Origin of the sequence: Streptomyces albidochromogenes (assembly GCF_005981925.1) — a bacterium.
Classification (GTDB): domain Bacteria; phylum Actinomycetota; class Actinomycetes; order Streptomycetales; family Streptomycetaceae; genus Streptomyces; species Streptomyces albidochromogenes.
Map to the genome: position 1 here is coordinate 1 of NZ_VBVX01000036.1, position 18,057 is coordinate 18,057.

An 18,057-nucleotide genomic window follows, 5' to 3' on the forward strand; every position below is an offset into this window, starting at 1 on the left:
GCCCCACACCCCCGCGCGAGGTCGCCCCCGACCTCAACGGCGGCAGCGGAGGCTTCGGCTGGCACATGGTCCGACGCCTGACCGACAGCGTGACCGTCACGGCCGACCCCGGCTCCGGCAAAACGATCAACGCCATGATGGCCCGGACGCGGGGGAACTCGGAGGAGCAGCAGGCTGACGCCGCATGACGGCAACGGGCGTTCGTCCGGCGTGACGACGAAGCGCGTGCACGCCGCGGACGCACCGGTGCGAGGTGGCACGTACGGCGTCTGACGCGGGGGCCAGTCAGCTCAACGTTCGCGCCCGGCTACGACGGTTCCGGCACGTATGAGGCGTGGGCAGGGATACTTTCGGCAGAGCGGGCAGACGACGAGTACCTGGCTCCGCCCCAGGCGCCGCGAGAGCGTCCACCTGCCGCGGGGTGCACAAAACTGTTTACGGGAGTGACGGCCGAATGGACCGCGCGGGACCACCGGAGGACCCCCTGGACGACCAGGCAGTCCAGATGGCCGAGGCCGCGGAAACGGTAGTGACCACATGGGATCAGGCCTCGCGCGCCACATCTCCCCGGCTGTCGGCGCTCCAACTCGAAGCCCTGCTGATCACGCGGCGCAAGCCGGGTATCAACCTGACGCGGCTGGCCCGTGAAGTCGGGGCCACCCCGCCGGCTGTCAGCAGGTTGTGCGATCGCCTCGAAGCAGCCGGCCTGCTGCGCCGCGAACCCGGCCGCTCAAGTCGGCGGGAGATCGGACTGACCCTGACGCCTGCGGGCAACGAACTCATGGATGCGCTGCTCGCTCGCCGGCACGCGCGGTTTCGCGATGTGCTCAGCCGCATGCCGTCGGCCGAACGTGCGGAGCTCCTGAACGGATTGCTGGCCTTCTCGACGGCTGCTCAGCTCATCGAAGCCGACCAGGTGCGGGACTAGCCGAATCGATCCGCCGGCGCGGTGCGAGCCGGCGGCGCCGGCCACCGGCCGCAGCTTCGAGCAACGACTCAGAAGCCGATCATTGCCTTGTGGCAGTACTACCCACGAGGCAACGATCGCACGTCTTGTGCGCCCGCTTGTCGGAGTACGACAGCGCCACCCAGGTATGCCGGACGGACGCGGTGGGCGGGTCCTAGGCGATGTCGGCGGAACGCTGCTGCCCGCTGTCCTCAACAGCAAGGCCGAGACGTGCGGCAGCGGTTCGGAAGGCTTCCAGACCGTCGGCCAATGCCGCCAATTGCGACGGTGACATTTCCTGCAGTACGGTCTCGACCTCACGCGCCCGGAACGCCCGGAACTCGGCAAGGACAGCTCCTCCCCGCCTGCTCAGGCGCACCTCGATCTCCCTGCGGCTGGTCATGCTCGGATATCGCTCGACGAGCCCGGCCGCTTCCAGGCGGTCGCACAGACGGCTGACCGATGACGGCCGCGTCCCCAGCGCCTCACCCAGGGCACGCAGGTTGACGCCCTCCTGTCCTTCGAGGGTGGTGAGCGCGCGCAACTGCGAAGGTGAAACAGGACCGGAAGGGGCGGCTTCCTGCCCACGGCCCCAGAGCATCTGAAGGAGCTCCGACACCGCACATGCGGCGTGAGCCACCTGTCCATGGTCAGTGGAGGGCAAAGGGCGGGGCATTGCACCACTCTCTCACCCGGGAGAGTGATTTGTCAGCTCCGCCAATTCGTCCAGCACCCCGGCAGCCGCCTCTGCTGCTAGGGAAGCTGCCTCGCCTTTCCCACTTCTCGATCTCCGGACCGACGGCGAGGCGCTACCTCGAAGTGAAAGGAAGGGGCATCGGCTTCCCCTTGCCGGGTGCGCACGGTGTGCGTCACGTTGAGGGCGCTGCGGGTACTGCCCAGTCCACGGCCGAGTGCGTCGACGACGGTGATGTGCAGGGTGTCCGGCAGGACGAAGCAGTCGTAGAGGTCCCCACCCGTGGGCGCGTTGGGGTCGGCGGGCTCGTGCCTGAGGCGTCGGTGTTCGGCGCCGAAGGCGTCGGTCTGGGCGAAGGCCGCGCGCAGTTCTTCCTCGACGGCTTGAGTCTCCGCTCATGGTGCACGGGGCGGCCACGGCTCGCGTCGGCTGCCGACGTCCTCCGCAAAGCTGCTGGGCACCGGCTGACCTGGTGGCAGCGGGATCCTGAATCTCCAGGTCGCACAGTCGGGGAACGGTTGCGTGGCGGGCAACGGCAGGCCTGACGCGGCGAAGGGCCCCGGCGCCTGCGGGCACCGCAGCGTGACAGCGAGGACGTACGTGTCCGCATCCACCCGCGCCCCTTGGGCGGTGGCAGCGTAACGGGGCGGCCGGCCTGCAGTTCGTCCTCGGCGCCGAGGGCGCACGCGTGAGACACCGGCTGCAAGCACGCCGCGCCGACGTCGGTTCACACCACCAGTGGGCGCCAGTAGGCGGGCCTTGCCTCCGTTCCTCAGGGGTCAACCGATCGGCTGACCCCGGAGTCAGCCGTTCCGGGTGGAGCACGCAGCCGGTACACCGACACTGGAGCGCCCCTGACGGGCCGACCATGGATCGCAGAGAGGGGTGGCCCGGACCCAGCCCCTCCTCAGCCGACCACCGATTCCAGGAGAGGCATCCGCGGAGCACGCCAGGTAGGTTCCCGAAGCGAACCCGCGCCTCTCCGGCGGCCGCCGGTCACCTCCTCGGCGGCCCGGCCGGGTACTCCGCCGGTGCCGCCCCGACGACCGCCCCGGCCGCGCCGGGATCACCCTCGCGGTGCGTACGAGGCTCGGGACGACCTCGAACGCGCTGCGCACCGTGACCTACTTGAGGAGCAACCGCATGCCCACGGTCGACGAGGCACTTCGAGCCGCCGTACGGGACGACGACGCGGCCGGTGTGCGCGCGGCACTCGCCGCCGGCGCCGACATCGAAGCGCGCGACGAGCACCGCCGCACACCGCTCCTGATCGCTGCCCTCAGCGACCATGTGGCGGCGGCCCAGGCCCTGGTCGCGGCCGGCGCCGATCCCAACGCCCAGGACGACCGTGAGGACAGCGCCTGGCTGGTCACCGGCGTCACCGGCAGCGTCCGCATGATGCGTACCCTGCTCGCGGCGGGGCCCGACCTCACCCCGCGCAACCGTTACGGAGGCATCGCCCTGATCCCTGCCGCCGAACGCGGCCACGTCGACTACGTACGCGCCCTGCTCCGCGAGACCGACATCGACGTCGATCACGTCAACCGGCTCGGCTGGACCGCGCTGCTCGAGGCGGTCGTCCTGGGCGACGGCGGTCCCGCGCACCAGGAGATCGTGGAGCTGCTCGTCACCGCCGGGGCGACACCGGGCCTCGCGGACGGCGACGGCGTCACCGCGCTCGAACACGCGCAGCGCCGCGGCTTCGACGAGATCGCCGGCTTGTTGAGGGCCGTACGGTGAACCGGCGCACCGCTGACGGCTCCCCAGGAGCAGCTCGCCTCGCGCCGCGGCTGCGCACTCTGCTGATGGCGGCGGTTGCCACAGCAAGCGCCGCCGCCCTGGCCACCGGGTGCACGGCCACGGAGCCCACCGGTTCCACTGCCGCGCCCCGGCCCTCCGCCTCGGCCGAAACCGGCGCGAGCGCCCCTCCGGGTCCGGAGGGCGACACCCGGCCCCGGCCCGAGACCCCCGACGGCACACTCCTCGTCACGGACTTCGGCGCGCAGACCGTCACCTTCGTCGACCCGGACAAGGGCCCCGTCGACTCGGTGCGGGTCGGCACCGCGCCCTATGGGCTGGCCATCGGCGCCGACGGTCGCGCGTGGGTCGCCACGGCCGAGGGCGTCGCGGTCGTCGACACCGCGGCCCGCGAACGCCGCGCCTTCGTCCCGTACAGGACGCGGGGCCTCGGCCCGGCCACGTACGGCGAGTACCGAGGCGGTGGCATGGGCATCGCGATCGCACCGGACGGGCGCCACGTGTACGTCGGCGTCAACGTCCCGGGCGGCAACGGCAGGCTGGAGGTGATCGACACCCGCACCCTGAGGGTCACCGGCACCGCCGACACCGGACGCCGGCCCTTCGACGTCGATGTCGCCCGCGACGGATCACGGGTGTACGCGACGGGCCATGACTCCTTCGACGTCACGGTCCTCGACACGGACACCATGGGCACGCGGCGCATCGAGGTCGCCCCCTACGGCACCGAGGGCGGGCTCGGCTCGTGGCTCAAGCCGCACTGCGCGGTCGTACGCCCCACGGACGGTCGTCTGCTGCTGCCGTTCGAGGGCGAGAGGCTGGTGGTCCTCGACCCGGAAACCGGCAGGTCGTCGATCGAGCGGATGACCGCGAACACCCACCAGCACGGCGCCGCGGTCACCGCGGACGGAACGCTGGTCGTCATCGGCACGGGTCCCATCGATCCGGCCACCGACGAGGGGGCTTCGCTCACGGTCCGCAGCAAGGGCGGCAAGGAGAGGGTGATTCCTCTGGGCGGGCCGCACGAGGACGTCGCCGTCTCGAAGGACGGCCGCACGGCCTACGTCACCGGAGGCTTCACGCGCGAGGGCTACTGGAACGGCATCACGGTCGTCGACCTGGACACCGGCACGACCCACCGGCTCCCCGCGGGGCAGCGCCCCCTCGGTATCGCGGTCCTCTGACCGGCCCCGCCGTCGAACGGCCGGGACACGCACCCCGTAGCCGAAGGCTCGTCAGGGACCCGTCAGCCGCTACGGACAGCGCGGAGGTCAGTCCGCCTGGTCCGGGGAAGGGTCGGCGCGACCGAACCAGTCCAGGCACAGGACCAGCGCGTCGTCTTCGGCGTCCGCGTCGCGGTACGACGCCAGTTCATGCAGCAGCGCCCGCGGCACGGCGGCAGCAGGCAACAGGCCGACCGACTGGATGGCGCGCGCCAGAGCGCGCTCCCCGTACGTCTCGCCGGCCCCGGAGAGAGCGCTGTAGACACCGTCGCTGACGAAGATCATGCGGTCGCCGGGCAGTGCCTGGAAGTCCTGCGCCACATACGCGGTCTCGTCGAACATCCCCAGCGGGAGCTGCGCCTCGAAGCCGACGTGCTCCACCGCCTTGTCCCTCTGACGCCACAGTTGAGGCGATCCGGCATCCACAACCCGCCCGCGACCGGTGGCCAGTTCGAAGGAAAGGAGCAGGGTGGAAACGTACGCCTCGCCGTGGTACTGCGCGTAGATCGCCTGGTCGGCCAGGGCGGCCTGGTCGGCGATGTCGATGCCGGCCCGGCGGGCGTTGCGCAGGGCGTTGACGGCCAGGTTGGTGAGCAGGGACGCCTGGATCCCGTCACCCATGCCGTTCGTGAGGCTGAGGGTGAGGTTCTCGGCCGTGCTCGACCAGTCGAAATTGTCACCGTGGATGTCGTAGGCAGGTTCGAGCTGTGCTCCGATCGCGTACTCGGGGCGCGTACAAGCCCTGGCGGGAAGCAGTTGCCACTGCATCTCCGATGCCAGGGTGAGGCGGCTGGCCCGCCGGGCCTGAAGGTACACGTCGGTGTCGCGCTCGGCGACCACGATCTCGTGGCCGAGCACTTCGGCGAGTTCGGTCAGCTCCTCGACGGTGTCGGGCGTGCATCTGTGTTTGGGCAGGCGCACGGTCAGGATCCCGAGTCTGTCCCCGCGGACGGTCACCGGCAGGTGCAGATCCACGGACCCGTCCTGAGCGACGTACTGCCCGAACGGCTCCTGACTGCCGAACGCGCGGCCTTCGGGGCTGGATTCGACCGGCAGCGGTCGCGCCGTGTGGGGCAAGTCCGTCACGGGCTGCAGGCAGGTGAGGCTGTAGTCGGCCATGAGCAGGTCCACGTCGACGGCTTCGTAGTACTCGGTCAGGGCGGCACGCATGGCATCGAAGAGCGCATGGGGTGCGGCCGACCGTACAGCTCGCCCTGCGGCCAGAAGGTTCGTCACGCTGAGACCATTTCGTCGAGACTTGTATGGATTGAACTGCACAGGCAGGCGCCTCACCGAGGGAGGCGGGCACTTGCCCTATGTCCCCAGTTGCCCCCACAAGGGCCTTCTACGACTCCAGGAGCCGCACCAAATTATTGCCACATGGCAACTGTTTACTCTACCGGAGGGTCGGCCGCCGCGCGGGTACGGCGTCGTGTCATTTGCCACTGAACCTGCGACCCGCGGTCGACCGCAGGCGTCCTTGCGGTACGCGCCACCGAAGCAGCGCAACCGGAATTCCATGGCAGCCGGCCGGTTCGGCCGACCAGCCTGCCCATGCCCCGGGTGCTCGCAAGCTCGGGGACACGGGCCGGGGGCCATGGCGGCGCGCACTCGCCTCGGGTGGCCTTGCTGGAAGCCGGATTCACCGACCGCCTGGACGAGCGTGACAGGAGGTTGCTCGCCCGCCGGCCTCTGCTCAAGTCCTGCTATGAGCCCCCCCCCGCTCCTCACGGAGGGTTGGTGGTTCGCGGTGCCCGGCGAGCGCTACGAGGGCCTGTTCACGGCCTTGGACCTGCACGACCGGTTCCCTGTCACGCTCGACGAAGGGGCGGACGTCGTGCGGCTGCCGCACAGGTCGAGGGAGTTTCCGGTGTTCGTCACGCCGGAGCTCGACGGGTGGCGGCTGATCTCCGGGAACCTGGACGTCATGGTCGGCGTCGACTGGGACGAGTGGATGGGCGCGGTGGAACGGCTGAGCACGCAGTGCGGAGAGGCTCAGATGTTCTTCGAGGACGAGGCGGGTGGATCAAACGTCTGGGTGGTCGCCGAGCAGGGACGCATCCGCCGCCGGTACACGCGCGAGGACGATCCCGAGTGGGTCGGTGAGCCACTGCCGTGGGAAGACCTGCGCGCCGACGAGGAGGACTTCGACCCGGAGTACGACGAGGCCGAGCCGAACGAAGGCACGGCAGGCGCCGCCACTGCCTGTTTCCATCTGTCGGTGGACCCCACACGAATCGGCGCCGACACGCAGATACGCGGGCACGGCTGGCTGGCGCCGAGCGCACCGGGAGTGGGCCACAAGGACTTGGGCACCCTACTCCGCAGCTGAGTCTGTCAGGACTCCGGGCGCAAACACCGCCCCGCCGGCCCAGCGCGGCCTGTGCGGCCTCGGACTCAGTGAACGGAGAAACCGCCGTCGACGAAGATGGCCTGGCCGGTGACGTAGCTGGAGGCGCGGCCGGCAAGGAACACCGCCGCTCCGGCGAAGTCTTCGGGCAGGCCGTTGCGCCCGACCATCGTCCGCGCGGCCAGCGCCGCCACCTTCTCCGGGTCGGACGACAAGCGCACGTTGAGCGGCGTCATGACGAAGCCGGGCACCAGCGTGTTGCAGGTGACGCCGTGCGGTGACCACGCCTCCGCCTGTGAACGGGCCAGCGACTCCAGCGCCCCTTTGGAGACCCCGTACGCACCGCTCTGGACGAATGCCCGGTGCGCCTGCTGAGAGGTGACGTGGATGATCCGCCCGAAGCCGCGCTCGGCCATGCCGGGCCCGAACCGCTGGCCCAGCAGGTACGGCGCCTCCAGGTTCAGCGCCATGGTGGCGTCCCACACCTCCTCGCCCAGCTCCCCCATCGGGGGCCGGAGATTGATTCCGGCGCTGTTGACGAGGATGTCGGGCTCCCCGAACGCGTCGGCTGCCTGCTCCGCCGCCGCGCGCACGCCGTCTCTGCTGCTGAGGTCGGCGCTCACCCAAGCCGCGCGGCAGCCGCCTGCCGTCAGCTCCTCGACCGTGGCGGTCAGTTCGGGCTCCCTGCGCGCCACGACCACCACGCTGGCCCCCGCCTGTGCGAGAGCCCCGGCGATGGCTCGGCCGATGCCGGAACTGCCGCCTGTCACCACGGCGACGCGGCCGTCCAGCGAGAACAGTTCGGAGAGGTAGCTGTGCGAGATCATGGCGGCACCCTAGACGGCGCGTCCACGGCAGCAGTGTCCGGGTTCAGGGTTTGGGACGGGGAGATCCGCTGAGCGGAGTCACCGCCGCAGTGCGGCCGCAGCGTGAATTGATGCCGGTTGCGGTCGGGAAGCGGGAGCCCCTGTCCGGCGCTCAGTTGACGTGGGCGGCGATGGTACGGGCGCATACCAGGGCCTCGGTCCGCGTCGTATCGACCTCCAGGTCGTAGAACACTCCCTCGTGCACCACTTCCGCCTGTGCCGCGGCCATTCCCCGGATGCGGTCTCCTCGTGCGACCTCCCGCCCCGCGGCGACCGCGCTCTCGCACCTGACGACGACCCACAGCACGGCCAGTCCGCCCAGAGCCTTCCGCCACCGCTGCTGGGACTCCGCTCCGCCGAGGAAGACGTCATCGATGATGACTCTGGCGCCCGCCCGGGCCATCGCCACGATGCCGTCCGTCCAGGCCGCCTCCAGTGCCCGGAAGTCCGCCCCGACGCTCACCGCGCCATCCGCCCCGAACACGATTCCCTCGTCCGATGCCAGCATCCTCGCGGGCATGGCATCGACGAACGAGTCGCACCCGAACGCCAGCCACGGATCCGGCAGTACGGCCTGCAGACATCGTACGATCCCGGACTTCCCCGAGCTGGAACCACCGTTGAGAATGATCATCCGAGTCGTCACCGAGTCACGGTAAGGCGCTTTCCATACGGCGCACAGCGCATATCGGTGGCTTGCGGCGTCGACAGCAAGAGCGCCTGGACGATTGCCGGTCTCTACACCGGTGTGCCCCGGCCCCGCCTCCCACTGCTGATGTACCGGGTCGCCGTCGGCGGCTGTGTCACCGGTGCACCATGGGGTCGCACCGCCCGTTACGAGGGTGAGCGGCGCGCGCAGGTCACTGGCCAATTCACTTGCCGGTTGCCCTGCTGATCAGCCGGTGCATCACGGCCTCGGGGATCGCGGGGTTGGCCGCGGCGTCCCAGGCGGTCCTGGAGTCGTGCAGCAGGCGTTTGATCGCCCGCGCGGGCAGGCGGGGATCGCGCGCGGCGAAGGACCGGACCGTGCCGCTGGAGTCGTCGAGCAATCTGACCACCGAGGAGGGTGAGAGCCGGGGGTCCTTCAGGGCTCTGAGCCGGACCTCGGGGTGGGGGTCCCGGCTGAGGCGTTCCACCAGCTCGGGAGTCGACTCCGGGTCGCGCAGGGCGGCCTGACGCATCCTCGGGTGGGGATCTTCCGCGAAACGCAGCATGCCCTGGCGGGGGAAGTTGGGGTGGTCGTAGGGGCTGCGTCCGCTGAGGCTGCCGTCCCATTCGCGGAAGAGCGCCAGCAGCATGGTGCCCGGTGCGGCGTCCGAGTTCTCGTTCAAGAAGATCCGTACGACCCGCTCCTGGTCACGGGCGAGCAGTTCGACGATGTCCGGGGGAAGTACGGGGACACAGGCCACGCTGCTACGAACCAGCAGATGCGCGGAGGACGCACAGCGGCGCAGCAGGCCCGGGTCGTCCTGCGCTGCGAGCACCCAGGGCAGGGGATGCAGCATCGCGTGGGGGTCGATGTCGACGGGGATCGAGGCGCGTTGCTGCTCGGAGAGGCCGGGGTGGGTCGAGAGCTTCAGACGCAGGTCCGGATCGGCGTCTTCCGCCAGCGCGAGGACAAGGTCCGGTGGGAGGTGCGGGTTGTCGACGAGAGCGGCGCGGCGGTCCGCTTCATCCCGCTCGGTGCGGGGGCCAGTGGCCACACGGGCCGGCTCGCCGCGGTCGCACCCGGCGAGCTGCTGTGCGAGTGCACGGGTGAGCACGCACTGCCGGGTGGCCCGGTCGCGGGCCTGCTCCGACGTCAGGGTGTCGAAGACGGAGCGGGGCATGAGGGCGCTCCGGTGGTGGGCGAGCAGGGCCTCCGTACGCACCGACTCGTCCGTGTCGGCCAGAAGGCGGGCGCGTGTCTCCGGTGTCAGCCGCGTCCAGGGCGAGCCGCAGACCGCGCTCCGGACGGTGGGGGCGTGATCCCGCGCCAGTACGGCTCCGAGGCCGGGCTCCAGATCGTCGCGGCCGGCCACTGCGCGGCGTACCGAAGGGGCCGGGTCCGCGGCGAGTTCGCGCAGAATCTCGGCGGGCAGGGGTGCTTGGTCCTCGACGAGAAGCGCGCGCAACGCCGCCGGGAGTCCGCCGATGAGCCGGCCGCGCTGCTCGGGGGTGAGCCGGCGGTGCTCTGCCAGGCCCTTCCTGACGTCGGGATCGGGGTGGGAGATCCAGTAGTCGATCAGCTCTGGCGGGAGCGAACGGTATCGGAAGAGGCCGGGCTCGACTGCCAGCAGCCGGGAGAAGACCGGCAGTGTCCGGGCGGCGGGGTTCCCGGCGAGCCCTTCGATCCAGGACCCGCCGATCCGGCTCATGGCCCGTCCGGGCACCGGTCGGGCGTCGCCCAATCCTGTGAAGGGCACCGATTCCCAGGCCGCGTCGCGTTCCTCGGGGGTCTCCTGTGCCTGGGCGCGCGCCTCCGCCTCGCGCCGCTCGCGCACCCCGGTCTCGACGACCAGCCAGACCGCGTACTCCTCACCGGTCACGCCGAGCAGCGTGTCTCCGTCCGTGGAGAGCGTCACAAACTCGTGGTGGGTGGCGCCCGCGAGGTCCCAGTGATCGGTGAGGCGGGCCTTCGTCCAGTAGTCGCTGAAGATCTGGACGAGGAAGGTGCCGTCCGGGCCGATGAGCCCGTGCTCGGTCGCCAGCCGGTACCACTGGGCGTTGACCTCGGCCGCCAGAGACGGGTGGTCGAGGCGGACCTCGGCGGTGGGCTCGGCCTCCTGCCCGATCACGGACCGCCAGGCGGCCCAGGGCGCGAGGACGTCGCCCTCCGCGCCTTCGCCGCGGGCCACCAGTTCCAGCCCGGCGCGGTCCACCGCGTCGTACAGCGTCTCCCTGCCCCCACTCGTCATGCGCCCATCATCCCTGCCGCCGAGTTCGCGCGGTTCCTACGGCCCCCTCCGTCAATGGACCTGCACGGACCCGCGCACCTCGAGTGGCCTCGCAGGACTCCACGATGCGGTCCACGCGGCGTACTTGAGCGTGGGAAGGACCGGCGGGAGCGCGGTCGGTCAGGGGGCATCGCCCGACCAGTGGAAGCGGCCCGCCTCGCCGGGGCGCGGGTCGTACAGCGCCCGGCCGCCGGGGAACTGTCCCAGCTCGGTGGTCAGGGCGGCTCCGGCGTCGATCTCGTCGGGCGTCCAGCCAGTGACGTCAAGGAGCAGCCCGTCCAGCGGGCCGCCGGTCAGTTCGACGTAGGTCTGTCCAGGGCGTGGGCCGGGGTCGGGGTCGTCGTGGTCGTGGCCGTAGACCCGGCCGCGCAGCAGCTGCTCGTCGCCGTTCATCCCTCCAGCATTCCAGCCGCCACTGACAACGCGGGCCTGCCGAGGAGCGCGTCCGGTCTCGGCGGCGTGGTGCGGCCGACCGCGCGCACGCGGCCGTCAGCCTATGGGGCGGGCCACCCTTCAGCACTCACAGCCTCTTGGCCGACGCGGTTTTCCTGACCAAAGTCAGGGAAATGGGAGCTGAGCAGATCAACACGGTGCGCCGCTTCAACCGCACCGTCTCCGCACGCGTGGGCGTGCTCCACGACCACTTCCTGGGCCGCGACCGGCCCGTCGGCGAGGCCCGGCTGCTCTGGGAGGTCGGTGAGCACGGCCAGACCGTACGGCAGCTGCGCGAACGCCTGGGACTCGATTCCGGCTACATCAGCCGACTGTTGCGCTCCCTGGAGAGTGACGGCCTGGTGACGATGGAGCCCCAGCCCGGGGACAAGCGGGTGCGTTCCGTGCTGCTCACGGACGCCGGCCGCACCGAGCGCGCCGTACTCGACCGCCGCAGCGACGAACTGGCCGGTTCCCTCCTCGCGCCGCTCAACACGGCCCAGCGCGCCCGGCTCGTGGCCGCCATGGCAGAGGTCGACCGGTTGCTCACCGCCGCGACCGTCACCATGGAGGCCGTCGACCCGCGCCACCCCGACGCCGAGCACTGCCTGCGGTCCTACTTCACCGAGTTGCAGGAACGCTTCGAGACCGGTTTCGACCCCGCGCTGAGCCTGCTGCCCGACGCGGGCGAACTGCGTCCGCCACGCGGCCTGTTCCTCGTGGCCCGGCTGCACGGCGAACCGATCGGCTGCGCCGGTCTGAAGCTGCCGCCCGGCGCTCCGGCCGAGATCAAACGCATGTGGGTTGCTCCGCACGCCCGGCGGCTCGGCCTCGGCAGGCGGTTCCTGACCGAGTTGGAGGAGCGTGCCGTCGGCCACGGCCGCGACCTGCTGCGCCTGGACACCAACAAGGCGCTCGCCCCCGCTGTCGGCCTGTACCGGTCCTGCGGCTTCGAGGAGGTACCCGCCTTCAACGACGAGCCGTATGCCCACCACTGGTTCGAAAAGCGGCTCAACCGTGGCGGCGAATGGCAGGGGTGACAGGAGTCGAACCTGCGGCATCCGGTTTTGGAGACCGGCGCTCTGGCCACTGAGCTACACCCCTTCGCTGTTGATCAGCTTGTCACGCCACACGTCCTCCGCCAAACGCTTTTGCGGAGGGTGGCCGATCCCCCGAGAACCGACGGATCGAAGAGACACCTCTAGCCGGGTTGGACGGTCGCAAGCTGGGCGAGCAGCAGGACCAGCCGGTAGGCCTCGGCGAAGTCGGTAGCGCTGAAGGTGACTGTCCGGCCGCCCTCGCCGCGTGCCACACCTGGCACAAGCGCCGCCAGGTCGACCATGAACGGCGCGGCCAGGTCGACTTCGACCTCCAGCGGTCCGGCCAGCCGCAGCGGCAGAATCTGTGCGCGCAGCGTGATGGCTTCGGCAGCCGCTCGACGCAGCCGTTCACGTGCTTCTTCGGGGTGGAGGGCGACGGCGGCACCCTGCCCGAGGGCCTGCTTGACCGCAACGGTGACCACCGAGGGGACCAGCTCACGTGCCTCGGCGCAGGCGCTGTCGTCGCCGCTGAGCAGCACGACCGGTACGTCGAGATGCCCGGCCATGGCGGCGTTGAGACCGATCTCGCCCATGGATCGCCCGGCCACGCGCACGTCGAGGATGCCGTCGTTCATGGTGTGGGCCAGTACGGCCGGGCCTCGCCCGGCCCGGGCGTGATAGCCGACGAGCAGAACCGCGTCGGTGCGTTCGTCGAGCCCGCCGAGCATGCCGAGCGGTCGCGGCTTGCCGCGAACCAGGCGCGCCCGTCGGTCGAGTTGCTCCGGCAGCATGTTGCGGAACGGCCCATGCGCGTCGATGACCCACACCTCGGCAGTGGGTTCGGCGTCCAGGACGCCGGCGATCGCGCTGTTCGCTTCAGCCGTCATCAACGCGCGACCGCGCTCGTAGTCGTAGCGATCGGGATTCGTCTCGGTGGGATGCACGATCCCCGAGATGCCTTCCATGTCAACAGAGATCAGTGCCTTCATGAAGCACAGACTCTAACCTTGTTCTTTATCTGCCAAGATCTTCCGGGCTTGCCGATGGCCTTGAGGGTCTCGGGGCGTTTGACGGTCTTGCCGACGTCATTGCGGGGTGCCCGGCGTTTGTTCTTGGTGCCGGGTGGCCGTCCGGGACCGGCGCCACGAGGTTTGGGAACACGGGCCGGGCAGGCAAGGTGAGCGCGGATGTTCCTGAACCCGCGGCGGACGCGGGCCGGGGTGAGCCGGTCGGAGGTGGTGGGTTCTCCCAGGGCCGACGGAGATCCGCAGCAAGTGGCCGGGCGAGCCGGAGCTGGGTGTGAGTGACGATCAGGATCCAGGTCCAGCGGTCGGCCGCCTCGGGAGTACGAAGTTCGGCGTGGTCCAGCCGAGGGTCTGCTTCGCGAAGCGGAAGGTGTGCTCCAGATCGAAGCGGCGGAGAAATGCCTGCCAGAAACGGTCCACATCCTCAGGGGTGGCGCCGGTCTTGGAAGACCACCGCCGGGGCGTCCCGGCCCTTCGACAGATGCTCACCGCCAGGACCAGGCGCCCGCCGTCGACAACTCGTCACGCCGGGCGGTCAGACACGCGTAGAACTCGCCCCGGAAGCCTGACGCTTCCGCGAACGCTTCCCTCAGGACATCATCAGGCAGCAGACTCACCCTCACGGCCTTCGTCGTGGTCACGTGCACCTTGGTCGGAGCACAGAATCAGACGAAGGCCGCCCGCGCGTCCGGCGAAGTCCCAAGCTAGCGATCCAGTTCGAGACGCCGTTCGAGATTGTGGGACCATGTACGGCATGACGAACAACCGAAAGGTCCATGCCGCGTAGACGGCCAGGACGCATCCGGGCCAGCCTCCCGCGCCGGTACCGATCACAGAACACCAGGCCAGTCATCGACGGCCTGTCCCCGCGAGTGCTGTCCGAGATCGTTCGCCTTGAGCGCACCCGGAACTACTTGTACCCAGGGGACGTCAGCAAGGCGGTGGGTCTTTGGAGGGACTTTGTCCACCGCCCGGAGCGGGACCTGTGGCGCGACTACGACCGGCTATGGCACGACGACGATTGGCTCTACCTTGAGTGGGTCTGCTGCGGCAGCCCTCTGGAAGCCCGAGTCCTCCTCGACATGGTGATGCAAGCCCTGTCGCCCCGCGGAGCCCACGAGCTGCAAAAGATCATCAGCAATCTCGACACCTGCTGGTCCCCGCCCTCGTTACTGTGGGCGACAGGCGAAAGATAAAGAACGAGCTAACGTCGTGCACCGCGTTGGTACGGCACGCTCCCCCCAGCCTCTCGCTTGCGCGGCAAGAGAGCGTCAGTTGGGGGGACGGTGACCGCAACCCGCGTTGCGGTACACCGATGCGGGAGCGTCATCGGAGCCGGCCAAGCCTGTTCTGCGCTCGGTGCCGTTCACGCGCTCATCGACGTGCACCCGCCACGCGCGCTTCACGGCGGACGACTCGCAGCGCGTCCTGATGACGCCACAGCCACCAGGACGTGACGACCAGCAGCCCGGTGAAGACAGTCAAGAACAGCAAGAACACCCACATCTGGTGGCTGCCAGGGCGCTGCCACACCTCCAGAGTCGCGCCTATGCCCCACAGGGCGATACCTGCCGCATAGACCGAGCGCGTACGACGCAACTGCCGCACCACCCGGGGAGCCAAAGGCTGAGGCTGCTTCGAAGTCATGTCGGCGCGTGTACCCCAACGACCGCCGTTCTCACACAGTCGGACCGCGTGGAGGCGGAGAATCGGCAGGCCCCTTCCCGGCGCGCCTGCCCCGGGTCGGACCAGCGCCTGGAAGAAGGCGACAATCCGGCGGCGGGCGAGCAGTACCCCCGTTCCCTCGCCGGCCACCGGCCTCGGCGATGCCGGCAGCCACCTGCCGGCCGGACGCCCTGCCGTCGAGCGTGGCGCGGGTGAGCCTCACCGGCGCAGACGTGAACACCAGGTGCGCGCGTGGGCAGGGGGCGTCCCGCACGGTGCCGGCACGCGGTTGCGCCGGGCGACCCGCCCACGGGCATATGACAGCTTCCGGCATTTCCACGTTCCGACGTTTTACATTGCCGTCACCTCGCCCGATCGCCGGGTGGGGACATCACAGCCGTACTGACAACGACCTGGAGGAGAGATGGCCAGTCCGCAGCAGCCATTCGGCACTGTCGTCAGCAACATCGGCGTCAATCTGCGCAAGTACCCCAGCACCGATTCCGCGGTCACCGGAACACTCGCCCACGGCGCCCAGATCGGCCTGCGAAGCAAGGTCAATGCCCAGGTCATCGACGGCAACGGCATCTGGTACCTGCTGCGTGACAAGGCCGTCTGGGTTGCCGCGCGCCACGTGGCGAACACCGGACAGGTCCCCCTGTCCAAGGATGTGGAGCCTGCGCAGCCCGAGGGCTGACGGACGGCCCGCAGAGGGCTTCGAGTACGACGAAGGCACCACCTCGCCAGGACCCGTGCCGGAGGTGCCCCCGTTCGCGCCGGCCGCCCCCGCGGACTTCGCGCCCACCTGGTTGTGTGAGGCTGACTCCCCGGACCGTTCGAAGGGGGATCACCACCGCCATGCACACGCCAAGCCTTCCCGAAGATCTCGACAACCCGGCCCGACTGTGGGCGCGGGCCGTCACCTTCGCCCTGGTCGAAGAGGCGTGCGGCGACGGGCGGCCCGAGCACGCGCTCGACGAGCACGGGTTGTGGTGCCATGCGACCGGCGCGTGCGGGTGGTGGCGGCTGACCGTGGTCGAGGGCGGACGTGCCGTCTTCGTCGGCCAGGACCCGGACGGCAGCCACACCCACATGGACGGCGAGCAGATCGACTTCCTCGCGGGCGGCCCCGACTGGCTGCCCTGGGAACAGCTGCGCGACGACGCCGAGGGCAACCTCTTCGGCTTCGTCTACTGGTGGGAGAACGGTGCCTGGCACCGCATCCCGTACCCCGGGCAACTACCGGAGGACGGGCTCGAAGGCGCGGCGCCGTGGGTGGGATCGGAAGAGGAGTTCTGCGCCCTCACGGCCGCCCTGGCGAAGGCCGATGCCCTGACGCGGGAGCAGAGGCGGGACCTGCACGCGGCAGTCACCCGGTTCCGTGAGCGCGCGGAGGAGCGCACCGTCGGCGAGGCGGACGTGGCGGCCCTTCTGGCCGCCGTGCTTCCCGACGGCGTAGCCCCGAAGCGGCTCGAGGCAGCGACGGACCTCGCGGTACGGGCCGGCCTCACGGGAACCGCCGCTCCTGAGCGCGCGGTGGGCTAGCAACGCTCAGGTTTTGGTTCTGCTCCTGGTGAGGGACCGGCGGCAGGTGACGCAGGTGCGGTCCAGCAGCCCCAGGGCTGCAACTACATGCGCGACTACGAGGTCATCTTCGATGTGGGGTGTGGCCCCCACCACGGCGAGGCGCCGACCTACCTGCGGTGTCTCTTCCGGTACTGCGTCGAGGCCCGATGCGAGACGTTCCTGGCCGCGAAGACCTGGCGGGCTTCCTTGGACGACCGTCTCCTCGACCGCGAGACCGCTGACCCCGACCTGGGCGGTATAGGGCATGAATTCTCATACCGATCAGGATTCCTCGGCGGCCGGCTGCGCGCGCCGGTGTTCCTCGGCGGGGGCGGATCCGGTGGTCGGACCTCGCTGCGCTCTCAGCCGGCGTGCAGAATCCGAAAGCGATCGGGTTGTGCCGGGTCTCGATCCACGACTTGGATCGGCGTCGACGCCCATTGCCACACACTGATGCCCGGTGTGCGCGAGAACTGAATCCTTCCGCGCGTGCCTTCGACTGCGACGCGCGGCCAGGCTCCGGCTGTACGCGCCCGGTCCGCGCCGTGAGAACGCAGCGCTTCGGCGAGGACGGCGATCGTGTCGTACCCCTCGAAGGCGACGAAGGAGGGCGCTTCGGCCAGCCGCTCACGCAGAGCGGTCTCGACCCGTTCACCGAGCGGGCTGAGGCGCTCGGGCAAGTAGCGCAGGAACGGGATCGCGGCGCCGTCGTCGCCCAGCAGCGTCGCCCATTCGGCGCACTCCGGTTGCCCGGCCGGGGCACCCATCATGAGGGCGGCGAGGCGCTGGTCGCGGCGGACAGCCTTGACGATCGGTACGGCCGGCTCCGGGTGTCCGACCAGAAGAAGCAGGGCTGTCGCCCGACTCTCGACGAGTTCGTCGCACAGGGCCTTGGGGGCGATTGCGCGTACGTCGAGTTCGATGACGGTGGCGCCGCGTGGAGCGAGGTACTCCCGCAGAATGCGGGTCCCGGATGCCCAGTAGACACTCGGCTCGGTCGCTACGGCGATGCGGCTGTGGCCCGCGCCGAGGAGGTGGTCCGCGTAGATCTGCCAGCCGTGCGACTGGGCCGGGGCGAGGCGCGCGACCCACTCCGTGGGCTGTTCGGTGAGCGCGTCGAGTACCGCTGACGAGCAGAGGAACGGCACGCCGAGGGCGTCGGCCCTGGTGGCAGCGGCGCGAGCGACAACGCTGTGGTACTCCCCCGCCAAAGCAGCCACGCCCAGGCGAGCCAACTCGTCAACGGCCTCCGCGGCCCTCTGGGGATCAGCCGCGGTGTCTCGGACCACCAGTTCGAGTGGTCGTCCGGCGACCCCGCCGGCGTTATTGACGTCGGACACGGCCAGCTCGAGCCCAGCGAGCAGGTGTTGGCCTGCCTCGACCCAGCCGGGGCGGGTCAGCGGGACAAGAGCACCGATCCGGACGGAGGGTCCGTCATTCCGCTCGGCTACGGGTGGCGATGGTGGCGTGCTCATGCGTTGGCTTCTCCCGTGTGACGATCCCGGTCATCTCATCTCGCCTCAGCGGACGCGCCGGGGTGACCTCGCCGGACATGG

General features: G+C 70.1%; 19 protein-coding genes, 1 tRNA gene and 2 pseudogenes. 9 read left to right on the forward strand and 13 right to left on the reverse strand.

Annotated features, from left to right (window positions below):
• Window positions 1-188, forward strand: a 188-nt coding sequence (locus E2E34_RS07565) for an ATP-binding protein (RefSeq protein ID WP_138901146.1), incomplete at its 5' end; no start/stop codon positions are given.
• Between the two features lie 317 nt (window positions 189-505).
• Window positions 506-928, forward strand: coding sequence for a MarR family winged helix-turn-helix transcriptional regulator (locus E2E34_RS07570; RefSeq protein WP_167518244.1), 423 nt, complete (start codon window positions 506-508; stop codon window positions 926-928).
• Between the two features lie 193 nt (window positions 929-1,121).
• On the opposite strand, the gene E2E34_RS07575 is transcribed toward E2E34_RS07570, so the two are convergent.
• Together E2E34_RS07575 and E2E34_RS36285 are read right to left on the reverse strand one after the other, a co-directional pair.
• Window positions 1,122-1,622 carry a MarR family winged helix-turn-helix transcriptional regulator gene (locus E2E34_RS07575; RefSeq protein WP_138901148.1) on the reverse strand — a complete coding sequence of 167 codons (501 nt, stop codon included), beginning with the start codon at window positions 1,620-1,622 and terminating at the stop codon, window positions 1,122-1,124.
• 176 nt (window positions 1,623-1,798) lie between these two features.
• Window positions 1,799-1,957: pseudogene (locus E2E34_RS36285) on the reverse strand (PP2C family protein-serine/threonine phosphatase); the annotation flags it as partial.
• Between the two features lie 826 nt (window positions 1,958-2,783).
• Here E2E34_RS36285 and E2E34_RS07585 point away from each other — a divergent pair.
• Both E2E34_RS07585 and E2E34_RS07590 read left to right on the forward strand, forming a co-directional pair.
• The gene (locus E2E34_RS07585; protein WP_138901149.1) at window positions 2,784-3,380 is read left to right on the forward strand and encodes an ankyrin repeat domain-containing protein; all 597 of its coding nucleotides are present in this window, start codon (window positions 2,784-2,786) and stop codon (window positions 3,378-3,380) included.
• Window positions 3,381-3,445: 65 nt separating this feature from the next.
• Complete coding sequence (locus E2E34_RS07590; RefSeq protein WP_138901150.1) at window positions 3,446-4,582, forward strand: YncE family protein; 1,137 nt, start codon at window positions 3,446-3,448, stop codon at window positions 4,580-4,582.
• Window positions 4,583-4,669: 87 nt separating this feature from the next.
• On the opposite strand, the gene E2E34_RS07595 is transcribed toward E2E34_RS07590, so the two are convergent.
• The gene (locus tag E2E34_RS07595) at window positions 4,670-5,857 is read right to left on the reverse strand and encodes a PP2C family protein-serine/threonine phosphatase (protein ID WP_244315557.1); all 1,188 of its coding nucleotides are present in this window, start codon (window positions 5,855-5,857) and stop codon (window positions 4,670-4,672) included.
• Window positions 5,858-6,329: 472 nt separating this feature from the next.
• On the opposite strand from E2E34_RS07595, the gene E2E34_RS07600 reads away from it, so the two are divergent.
• Complete coding sequence (locus E2E34_RS07600) at window positions 6,330-6,953, forward strand: hypothetical protein (protein WP_138901152.1); 624 nt, start codon at window positions 6,330-6,332, stop codon at window positions 6,951-6,953.
• Window positions 6,954-7,018: 65 nt separating this feature from the next.
• Here E2E34_RS07600 and E2E34_RS07605 read toward each other — a convergent pair whose 3' ends face one another.
• The 4 genes from E2E34_RS07605 to E2E34_RS07620 form a co-directional block, all read right to left on the reverse strand.
• The gene (locus E2E34_RS07605; protein ID WP_138901153.1) at window positions 7,019-7,798 is read right to left on the reverse strand and encodes an SDR family NAD(P)-dependent oxidoreductase; all 780 of its coding nucleotides are present in this window, start codon (window positions 7,796-7,798) and stop codon (window positions 7,019-7,021) included.
• A 151-nt stretch (window positions 7,799-7,949) separates the two neighbouring features.
• On the reverse strand, window positions 7,950-8,471 hold the full coding sequence (gene cpt, locus E2E34_RS07610) for a chloramphenicol phosphotransferase CPT (protein WP_138901179.1): 522 nt from the start codon (window positions 8,469-8,471) through the stop codon (window positions 7,950-7,952).
• A gap of 238 nt (window positions 8,472-8,709) precedes the next feature.
• The gene (locus E2E34_RS07615; protein WP_138901154.1) at window positions 8,710-10,734 is read right to left on the reverse strand and encodes a PE-PGRS family protein; all 2,025 of its coding nucleotides are present in this window, start codon (window positions 10,732-10,734) and stop codon (window positions 8,710-8,712) included.
• Between the two features lie 159 nt (window positions 10,735-10,893).
• Complete coding sequence (locus tag E2E34_RS07620; RefSeq protein WP_138901155.1) at window positions 10,894-11,166, reverse strand: hypothetical protein; 273 nt, start codon at window positions 11,164-11,166, stop codon at window positions 10,894-10,896.
• Window positions 11,167-11,339: 173 nt separating this feature from the next.
• Here E2E34_RS07620 and E2E34_RS07625 point away from each other — a divergent pair, with 173 nt between their 5' ends.
• Window positions 11,340-12,245 (forward strand): bifunctional helix-turn-helix transcriptional regulator/GNAT family N-acetyltransferase, encoded by a 906-nt coding sequence (locus tag E2E34_RS07625; protein ID WP_138901156.1) that lies wholly within the window; start codon window positions 11,340-11,342, stop codon window positions 12,243-12,245.
• Here E2E34_RS07625 and E2E34_RS07630 read toward each other — a convergent pair.
• The 5 genes and pseudogenes from E2E34_RS07630 to E2E34_RS07650 all read right to left on the reverse strand — a co-directional run bounded on the left by E2E34_RS07630 (window position 12,234) and on the right by E2E34_RS07650 (window position 14,917).
• Window positions 12,234-12,309 (reverse strand) — tRNA-Trp (locus E2E34_RS07630). The two genes, E2E34_RS07625 and E2E34_RS07630, sit on opposite strands and share 12 nt — an antisense overlap.
• Before the next feature lie 97 nt (window positions 12,310-12,406).
• A complete protein-coding gene (locus E2E34_RS07635) occupies window positions 12,407-13,234 on the reverse strand; it encodes a M55 family metallopeptidase (RefSeq protein WP_138901157.1) in 828 nt (275 codons plus the stop codon).
• Window positions 13,231-13,723: pseudogene (locus E2E34_RS36290) on the reverse strand (NF041680 family putative transposase); the annotation flags it as partial. The gene E2E34_RS07635 and the pseudogene E2E34_RS36290, both read right to left, overlap by 4 nt.
• 32 nt (window positions 13,724-13,755) lie before the next feature.
• Window positions 13,756-13,911, reverse strand: coding sequence for a hypothetical protein (locus E2E34_RS35895; protein ID WP_208765175.1), 156 nt, complete (start codon window positions 13,909-13,911; stop codon window positions 13,756-13,758).
• A gap of 733 nt (window positions 13,912-14,644) precedes the next feature.
• A complete protein-coding gene (locus E2E34_RS07650) occupies window positions 14,645-14,917 on the reverse strand; it encodes a hypothetical protein (protein WP_138901158.1) in 273 nt (90 codons plus the stop codon).
• A 442-nt stretch (window positions 14,918-15,359) separates the two neighbouring features.
• Here E2E34_RS07650 and E2E34_RS07655 point away from each other — a divergent pair, with 442 nt between their 5' ends.
• From E2E34_RS07655 to E2E34_RS37420, 3 genes are all read left to right on the forward strand, one after another.
• On the forward strand, window positions 15,360-15,632 hold the full coding sequence (locus E2E34_RS07655) for an SH3 domain-containing protein (RefSeq protein WP_138901159.1): 273 nt from the start codon (window positions 15,360-15,362) through the stop codon (window positions 15,630-15,632).
• A 161-nt stretch (window positions 15,633-15,793) separates the two neighbouring features.
• Window positions 15,794-16,480 carry a hypothetical protein gene (locus E2E34_RS07660; RefSeq protein WP_138901160.1) on the forward strand — a complete coding sequence of 229 codons (687 nt, stop codon included), beginning with the start codon at window positions 15,794-15,796 and terminating at the stop codon, window positions 16,478-16,480.
• Between the two features lie 87 nt (window positions 16,481-16,567).
• On the forward strand, window positions 16,568-16,978 hold the full coding sequence (locus E2E34_RS37420; protein WP_138901161.1) for a YxiG-like protein: 411 nt from the start codon (window positions 16,568-16,570) through the stop codon (window positions 16,976-16,978).
• On the opposite strand, the gene E2E34_RS07670 is transcribed toward E2E34_RS37420, so the two are convergent.
• Entirely contained in the window at window positions 16,864-17,976 is a 1,113-nt protein-coding gene (locus tag E2E34_RS07670; RefSeq protein WP_138901162.1) for an ABC transporter substrate-binding protein, read from the reverse strand. The two genes, E2E34_RS37420 and E2E34_RS07670, sit on opposite strands and share 115 nt — an antisense overlap.
• Window positions 17,977-18,057: the final 81 nt, after the last annotated feature.